Annotated in this window: 8 protein-coding genes; 2 read left to right on the top strand and 6 right to left on the bottom strand. The window is 66.8% G+C overall.

Features of this window, described 5'->3' with window-relative positions; genetic code table 11:
• Positions 1-630: 630 nt before the first annotated feature.
• Complete coding sequence (locus AC07X4_RS17740) at positions 631-993, top strand: MliC family protein (RefSeq protein ID WP_056066623.1); 363 nt, start codon at positions 631-633, stop codon at positions 991-993.
• A 95-nt stretch (positions 994-1,088) separates the two neighbouring features.
• Here the strand turns inward: AC07X4_RS17740 and AC07X4_RS17735 are convergent, their stop codons facing one another.
• Both AC07X4_RS17735 and AC07X4_RS17730 read right to left on the bottom strand, forming a co-directional pair.
• Positions 1,089-1,622: a hypothetical protein gene (locus tag AC07X4_RS17735; protein WP_494740819.1), complete on the bottom strand. Its 534-nt coding sequence runs from the start codon at positions 1,620-1,622 to the stop codon at positions 1,089-1,091.
• Positions 1,606-2,433, bottom strand: coding sequence for a DUF6502 family protein (locus AC07X4_RS17730; protein ID WP_494740818.1), 828 nt, complete (start codon positions 2,431-2,433; stop codon positions 1,606-1,608). Before AC07X4_RS17730 ends, AC07X4_RS17735 begins: the two co-directional genes overlap by 17 nt.
• A 162-nt stretch (positions 2,434-2,595) precedes the next feature.
• Between AC07X4_RS17730 and AC07X4_RS17725 the strand changes: the two genes are divergently transcribed.
• On the top strand, positions 2,596-4,629 hold the full coding sequence (locus tag AC07X4_RS17725; protein ID WP_494740817.1) for a beta-propeller domain-containing protein: 2,034 nt from the start codon (positions 2,596-2,598) through the stop codon (positions 4,627-4,629).
• 140 nt (positions 4,630-4,769) lie between these two features.
• Here the strand turns inward: AC07X4_RS17725 and kynA are convergent, their stop codons facing one another.
• The 4 genes from kynA to AC07X4_RS17705 form a co-directional block, all read right to left on the bottom strand.
• Positions 4,770-5,657 (bottom strand): tryptophan 2,3-dioxygenase, encoded by an 888-nt coding sequence (kynA, locus tag AC07X4_RS17720; protein ID WP_494740816.1) that lies wholly within the window; start codon positions 5,655-5,657, stop codon positions 4,770-4,772.
• 18 nt (positions 5,658-5,675) lie between these two features.
• On the bottom strand, positions 5,676-6,986 hold the full coding sequence (kynU, locus tag AC07X4_RS17715; protein ID WP_494740815.1) for a kynureninase: 1,311 nt from the start codon (positions 6,984-6,986) through the stop codon (positions 5,676-5,678).
• Positions 6,987-7,082: 96 nt separating this feature from the next.
• Positions 7,083-7,739 carry an arylformamidase gene (gene kynB, locus AC07X4_RS17710; protein WP_494740814.1) on the bottom strand — a complete coding sequence of 219 codons (657 nt, stop codon included), beginning with the start codon at positions 7,737-7,739 and terminating at the stop codon, positions 7,083-7,085.
• 123 nt (positions 7,740-7,862) lie between these two features.
• The gene (locus AC07X4_RS17705; protein WP_444824545.1) at positions 7,863-8,213 is read right to left on the bottom strand and encodes a YkgJ family cysteine cluster protein; all 351 of its coding nucleotides are present in this window, start codon (positions 8,211-8,213) and stop codon (positions 7,863-7,865) included.
• Positions 8,214-8,228 lie beyond the last annotated feature (15 nt).

Here is an 8,228-nt window from a genome sequence, read left to right as displayed (position 1 = left end):
GGGTGGGCACGGGGGCAGGTCTCCAGAGCGGATGCCCGTGGCGGTCGAGAGGGGGTCTCTGCCGGCGACTGGGCCCCGCGAGGTTATCCGCTGAGCACGGACGCTGCTGTCACCCATGAACGGCGGGGAGCCGGCCCGGTGGGCGGCGCAGCCGTACAGGCAGGCTCCTAGGGTATGTCCCAGTCCCTCCCGTCCATAACCGACCAAACGCGTCGGATGCTGCGGATTTTGGGGTGTGGGTGCTTGTAATCAGATGTTTCTACCGCTGATTGGGAGCTTCGGTGCTTCCAATCCTGCCCTGTCTGCAGGTGGCTGGGGCCGTCATGAGGGCGCCACAGGGCGCGGGCAGACTTTAGAGGAGGCTCTCGATGTGGGGATCACCCCAATGACGGTGCCGGGGGCCTGGGGCACTCTTGTGTCCATGCGCTGCACCGGGTGTTGGTCACGGCTCTGGAATCGCAAGTTTCGGTCTCTCGCAATCAGGATGGTGCAGGCAGTGGTGAGTGGCAAGGTTTGTGCTTGGGTGATCACCACGGGGCTTTGAATGGGTCCCGGTGGCCGGTGGCCACAAGCCGTTGGATGGAAGTTGTCGGGCGTCGTCAGATGGCGCCGCGATGTCAGGAGTGACCGATGAAGACGATGGTTTTGCTGGGTTCGGGTGCGTTGGCTACCCTCTTGTTGTCGGGCTGCGCAAGCCAGCCCCCCGCGATGCAGGCGTTCAGCGCACCGACCGATGGCAGCAGCATGCAATACGCCTGCGGCAACGGTGAAAAAGTGGAGATGCAGTTCTACCCCGAGCAAGGCCGCAGCGTGATGCGCCGCAGCGGCTGGACGGTGGAGCTGCCCAAGCAGGCTGCCGACAGCGGCTACGCCTACAGCAACGGCCCCACCACGGTGCTGGGCAAGGGCAATGAGCTGACAATCCAGATTGGGCACCTGGCACCGATCTGGTGCCGCAGCAACCGAGGCATGATGGTGGCGGGCGTCCAGTAACCTCACCCCTCTTTGTCACCGGCCTGTTCGGGGCTGGTTCGGATTCCGGTTTTTTCAGGGCCTGTGCAGCCTGTCTGCACAGGCCCTGTGTCGTTTCAGCGCGCCTCGGGCGTGCAGGACCCGGGGGCGGCTGCTGCAGAAGCAGGGCGCTGCTCCAGCGTGCGGGGGGCGACCAGCAGGTTGCCCTGTGCGTCCCGCACGGTAACGACCACCTCGCGGCTGCTGTCGACGCGGGTGTCGCTGAACTGCAGTTGCATCTCGGCAGCCACAGTGCGGGTTTGGGCTTCGCCCCCGTTGGGAAATTCCGTGGTTTCCAGGGTGCCCTTCAGGAGTGCCAGGCCCTGTGCATCGATCTCCCACGGGCCGGTGAACACAAAGCGCTGGCAGGTGATGTTGAGTTCCACCCGCTCGTTTTCCAACAGCAGGTCCGTGCCACCGCAATGCAGAGCGCAGGGGGCTCCCACTGTGAAGCCCGCGCCCGAAAAATAAACCGCGCCGTTGATCGGGCCGGTGCCCGTGCCACCGGTGCCGGGACCGCAGGCGGCCAGCACCAGCAGGGTGGTGACAGCCACCAGCCGTCGGGCCGTGAGCAGGGCCATCCGGGCCCAGAGTTCAGGAAGGACGTTCATCTTGGTCTGCGGCATAGAAGTAGCTGCCAAAGCGGGCGCGCCGGTTGCGCTCGCCGGGCGGGGTGTTTTGCTGGTCGTGGTCGTAGCGGGCCTGGGCCTCGGTCATCACGGTCTTGAAGGCCTGGCGCCAGGCCTTGGCGGCCACGACGTGCAGGCGGCGGGCTGATTCTTCGCTGAGCTGGTCCACAAACACGGCCTGCTCCAGGTAGTTGTGCTCGCCCTCCAGGTTGAGACTGGCCGCCGCCAAATGGTCGTGCAGGTTGTCCTGCATCAGCTGTGCCATCTCGGCAAAGCCCTGGCGCGGCACAAAGCCGGCGGCCAGCAGGCGGATGAGTCCATCCTCACCTTCCTCGGCCATGCCCAGGCGGACCAGTTCGTCGAGCACCGCGCGGGGCCGCACATCGCTGCTGATGCTGGCCACCAGGCCATCGAAGTGCGGAGGCTCGCCGCTGCGGGGCAGGGGGCGGGGCTGGCCCTCGTCGTCCAGGCAATCCGTCTGGCTCAGCCAGCGCGCGGCCACCTGGCTGGCCATGTTCAACGGGGTTTCGCCCGCTTCTTCCTCAGCAGCGGGCTCGGCCAGACGGCCGAGGTTGCGCACATCGCGCCGGTGCACGCCCGACATCAGGCTCACCGCGCTGTCGGTCGTCTTCTTGCCTGTGCGCTGCAGCTCGTCGTGCGCAGCGTCCAGAAACACCTTCTTCATGGCCGCGGCAAACGCGGGGTAGGCCACGCCATTGCGCAGCAGCAGGCGCGCCAGAGGGCGCAGCACGTGCAGGGCAGAGGCCAGAACGATGGCGGAGCGGGAGGGCATGAAAGAAGGCCGAGGCGCGGCGGGTGTCAGGGTCAGGCTGTGATTGTCATCTGGTTGACGGTTTGAAATTATGTGGGATATTATCCCACTTATCTCCGGTGTGGTGTGGGCCGAAGCCGACGCCGCGCCGTGGGTATACGCATTCACAGGGAGAACAATCACATGAAGAACCGAGGGTTGATGAACACACTGGCGGGCATATCCCATGCGTCGCCCGCATGGCTGGCCGTGGCCACCGCTGCATTCGTGGCGGGCTGCGGTGGCGGGGAGGGCGGCAATCCGCAGACCCCCAACGAGGCGCGGCTGCAGGTGGCGCGCTCCGGCGATCTGGTGGCCTACTTCAAGGCCAAGATTGCGCAGCGGGTGGCGCTGGGCTATCCGGGTACGGCCATCACCGTGCCCACCGTGGGGGGCTTGAGCAGCGCGGGCAGCGTGGTCACCCACACCGGCGCGCCACTGGCGGGTACGGTGGTGGAGGAAGACGGCCTCATCAAGGCCGAGGGCAACATGGTGTACGGCCTGCACCGCGCCTATGCCACCGACACTGGCCGCGAGCCGCCGCGCCTGGCCGCCATGGCCCGCGCGGCCGATGGCAGCCTGACCGGCGTGGGCAGCGCCACGCTGGACGCCAAGTACATCCCCCAGGGCTTTTATGTGGCGGGCGGTGGTACGCGCGCTGCCGTGCTGTCGCAGCAAGACCCGTATGCCGACCGCCAGCCCGTGGTGGCTGCGGCCGACGCCAGCATCACCGTGTTGCCGGAGTACAGCCGCACGCTGTCGCTGGACCTGTTTGCCATCCACAAGGACATGGCGCCCGCGCAGCTCAAGCAGATGCGCATCGATGGCCTGCTGGTCGGCAGCCGCCTGATTGGCAACATGCTGTACCTGATCACCACCTGGTCGCCCGACCTTACGCGCTTCACCGTGCCGGCAGGGGCCACGGCATCGGCGGTGGACGCGGCACTTAAGGACCTCAACACCGCCGCGCTGATCCCCACCCTGCGCGTGGATGGCGGCCAGCCGCAGCCGCTGGTCAACGAGGCAGACTGCCTGGTGCAGACGGGCAATGCCTCGCTGTCGCTGCAGCTCACGTCCATCACGGCCATCGACCTCACCTCGTCCAGTCTGGCGCGCGCCAGCCGCTGCTTTGCGGGCGGCAGCGAAGCGGTGCACCTGGGCGCGCGCAGCGTGTATGTCGCCAGCTCGCGGCAGTACCGCTATGGCGGTGACGTTGCCAACGCTGTGTTCCCCGCCGACAGCCGCACCGACATCCACAAGTTCAGCTTCCGGGGCGCGCAGGTGGACTACGACGCATCGGGCAGCGTGGACGGCCACCTGGGCTGGGACCTGCGCCGCCTGCCATCGCGCCTGAACGAGTACCAGAACGATCTGCGCGTGCTGACCTTCACCGGCAAGACGGGCCAGAGCGGCATGCAGCCGGTGACCATCCAGGCCCAGCAGGCCTCCCCCGCGCTGCTGACCGTGCTGCGCGACAGCGGTCGGGACAGCTATCTGGGCCCGCAGGCCAAGCTGCCCATTCGGCTGCGCACGGCGCGGGGCGACCAGCAGATTGACAACCTGTTCTTTGCAGGCGCCCGGGCCTATGCCACACCCTTTACCAACACCGAACCCGTGTGGGTGCTGGACGTTGCCAACCCTGCGAACCCTACGGTGGCAGGCGAGCTGGCTGCGGGCGGCCATGCCGACCACCTGGTGCCGCTGCCGAACGGACTGCTGCTGGGGGTGGGCAAGGACAGCGCCTTGGGCGGCGTGGCCGATGGCATTCAGCTCGCGGTGTTTGACGTGCGCAATGCCGCGCAAGGCAAGCGGCTGGCCACGCAGACGGTGGGCGGCCGGGGCAGCATCACCACACTCGACAGCACCCGCCCCGTGCTCAACCTGCAGGCGGTGGAGGGCAAGGTGCGCATAGCGTTCCCTGCACGCGTTTACCAAGCGCCCACGGGCGTAGGCACGCCACCACCCGTGCGGGGCTACCAGGGCGCCCTGCGGCTGGAGGTGAACACCACCACCGGCGCGCTGGCCCAGCGCTCCATGGTGGTGTCTACCGCCATCTTGAACGGCGACACGCCCGGGCTGTACAGCCGCTTTGACATTGCCAACGAGCGCAGCTTGCAGGTGGACAACGTGGCCTACCAGCTCTCGGGCGGGCAGGTGTTCACCAGGGCCGGGGACTGAAACGCCGCCGATTGCGAATCAGGGAGAGAACTATAAAAACGATAGCTGCCAGCGCTTTATCGTTGGGCGCAGGCGGCAGTTAGAAGGCCTGTTCACCAGGGTGGTGAACAGGCCTGTTTTTTTGGGGCAGCTTGAATTGCTCACAGATCGGTGCGCAGCTTCCAGATCTCCGGGAACAGCACCACGTCCAGCATCTTGCGCAGGTAGCTCACTCCGCCCGTGCCGCCCGTGCCGCGCTTGAATCCGATCACGCGCTCCACCGTGGTCACGTGGCGGAAGCGCCAGAGGCGGAACGCGTCTTCCAGGTCGGTCAACTCCTCGCCCAGCTGGTACAGGTCCCAATGCTTTTCGGGGTTGCGGTACACGGTGAGCCAGGCCTGCTCCACCGCATCGTTTTCCACATAGGGCTGTGTCCAGTCGCGCTCGGTGTGGCTGGCGGGCACGGCCAGGCCACGCCGCGCCAGCAGCCGCAGGGCCTCGTCGTACAGCGACGGCGCCTCGTACGCCGCCTGCACCAGGGCCAGCAGGTCGGCGCGGTGCTCGTGGGGCTTGAGCATGGCGGGGTTCTTGTTGCCCATCGAAAATTCAATGCAGCGGTACTGGTAACTCTGGAAGCCGCTGGACTGGCCCAGGTACGGCCGCATGGCGCTGTACTCGGGCGGTGTCATGGTGGCCAGCACGTCCCAGGCGTGCACCAGCTGCTCCATGATCTTGCTGACACGCGCCAGCATCTTGAAGGCGGGCGGCAGCTCGTCGCGCGCAATGTGGCCTATGGCCGCGCGCAGCTCGTGCAGCATGAGCTTCATCCACAGCTCGCTGGTCTGGTGCTGCACGATGAACAGCATCTCGTCGTGCGCGGGCGACAGCGGCTTTTGTGCGGTAAGGATGGCGTCGAGCTGCAGGTAGTCGCCGTAGCTCATCGACTTGCTGAAGTCGAGCTGGGCGCGCTCCTCGTGCACTATGGATTCGGGCAGGGCGGCGGATGCCGGGTTGTTGTCACCCGCAGGGGTTTGCGAGAAAGGGCACATGGTGGTTTGCCTTTCTGATCAGGTGACGGCGTGCGTCTGATTGAACTCGGCCTTCTGCCACTCGCCGCTCTCCAGCACCTGGCGCAGGTGCTCCACAGCGTTCCACACGTCTTCAAAGCCCAGGTACAGCGGCGTGAAGCCAAACCGCAGGATGTCCTTGTGGCGGCCCGTGCCGCCATCGCCCTTGCGGAAGTCGCCAATCACGCCGCGCGCAATCAGCGCCTGCACGATGGCGTAGGCCCCGCTGCCCTGGCCGTTCACGCCCGCGCCTTCGTCGCGCGTCAGGCACACCTGCGAGCCGCGCTGGGCATGCTCACGCGGCGTGGCCAGGCCCAGTCCGTGGCCTGCGCAGCGCTCTTCCACCAGCTTTATGAACAGGTCAGTGAGCGCCAGCGACTTGGCGCGCAGCGCGGCCATGCCGCCCAGGCTTTGTGCGGCGGTGAACACATCCAGACCGCATTGCAGGGCCGACAAACTGATGATGGGCTGCGTGCCACACAGGTAGCTCGTGATGCCCGGCGCGGGATGGTAATCAGGGGTGAAGGCAAACGGTGCGGCGTGGCCCCACCAGCCGGACAGCGGTTGCCAGAAGCGGCTGGCATGGCGCGGGTGCACCCACACAAACGCCGGGGCGCCAGGGCCGCCGTTCAAATACTTGTAGCCGCAGCCAATCGAGAAATCCGCGCCTGCGCCGTTGAGGTCGACCGGCACCGCGCCCGCACTGTGCGCCAGGTCCCAAACGCACAAAATGCCCTGGGCGTGCGCGGCGGCGGTGATGGCGGCCATGTCGTGCATGGCGCCGGTCCGGTAGTTCACGTGCGTGAGCATCAGCACAGCCACGTCGCTGGTGAGCGATGCGTTGATCTCTTCAGGCTCCACCAACACTAGCTCCAGCCCGCGTTCCTTGCACAGGCCTTCGGCAATGTAGAGGTCGGTGGGGAAGTTGCTGCGCTCGCTCACGATGCGCTTGCGCGCGGGGCTGTCTTCGCGGGCGATGTTGAGGGCCGCGCTCAGCACCTTGTAGAGGTTGATGGAGGTGCTGTCGGTGCACACCACTTCGTCCTGGCCCGCGCCGATCAGCGGGGAGAGCTGGTTGCCCAGGCGCTGGGGCAGGTCAAACCAGCTGGCGGTGTTCCACGATTTGATGAGGTCTGTGCCCCATTCGCGGGTGACCACATCGGCCACGCGCGCGGCAGCGGCCTTGGGGGCCACGCCCAGCGAATTGCCGTCGAGGTAGATCACGCCGGGTGGCAGGGCAAAGTGGTCGCGCAGGGCGCGCAGCGGGTCTTGGGCGTCGCGGGTGCGGCAGTCTTGCAGGGTGATGGACATGGGAGTTCGGGAGATGGTTGCTATGTTATTGATAGCTGTTTGCGCATGTTGCACTAGCGCTTCCAGCCAAAAATGCTTGAAATTCTGTGTGTTGCGCTATTCCAGTGCCCGCAGCACGGCGCGCACAGGCGACGCGTCGGCGGTGGTCAGCTTGAGCGGCAGGGCGATGAGTTCGTAGTCGCCCTCGGGCACGGCGTCGAGCACCAGGTTTTCGAGCACGCGCAGGCCCCGGCGGCGGATGACCTGGTGGCTCTCCAGTGTCTTGCTGTCGGCCGGGTCGATGCTGGCGGTGTCGATGCCCACCAGCAGCACGCCCAGGTCGGCCAGGCGCTCGATGGTGCCGGGCGCATAGGCGGCCAGCTGGCCGTCCCAGCGGTCCACGGGCATGTGTTCATAGGTGCGCACCAGCACGCGCTGGGGCAGGGGGCTGTTTACCGCGTGGGCAATGTGTTCCCAGGTGACGAGCGGGCCGCAGCCGATGGCGTGGATCACGCGGCAGGGGCCCAGAAAGGCGTCGAGCGACACGTCACCGATGGTGGCGCCCTGCGCGTCATAGTGCAGCGGCGCATCGGCGTGCGCGCCGACGTGGGGCGACATGGTGATCGCGCTCACGTTGACCGGGCAGCCCGGGCCGATGGTGGCGCACCACTGCTGGCTATAGGCCGTGTCGCCGGGGAATACGGGGCTACCCGCATGCACGGGCGGCGAGATGTCCCAGAGCCGGCGGGCGGTGGGGGAGGAAGGCGTTGACATGGGACAAAGTTTGCATGTCCCGAAAAACCCGTGGTGTCGGTTATTTCCAACATCGCTCAGATTTTTTGTTGAAGCCTAAACTATTTTGATGCGGCAGTAGCCCGGCTGCTGGAGCGTGTCACCTCACAAGATGGCGCCTTCCGCCAGCGGCGCAAGCCCGTGCCGCGCACGCGCCTTGTGGCAGGCGTAGTCGCCCGCCGAGAACTCGCGGCAGGGCGCGGGGCGCAGTTCGTAGATGCTGCAGGCCACCTGCTGGCCCACCTGGCCGGTGAGCGCGGCGCAGCGGATGGGCACCTGCTCCGTGCCCCGCATGCGGCAGGTGCTGCCGTTCACATCCAGGGCCAGACCGTCGGGCACCGTGCCGCCCATGGCCTGCATCTCGTACACGGCAAAGTCCACGCGAAAGCTGGCGCAGCAGGCGCCGCAGCTCAGGCACGGGTGGGTGGAATCGGCGGTGGTAGTGGCTTCGGACATGCGGGACGGGCGGGG

It is taken from the genome of Acidovorax sp. GW460-11-11-14-LB4 (assembly GCF_059423685.1).
The sequence above is the reverse complement of the archived record's forward strand: the minus strand, read 5'-3'. Positions and strand labels throughout refer to the sequence as shown.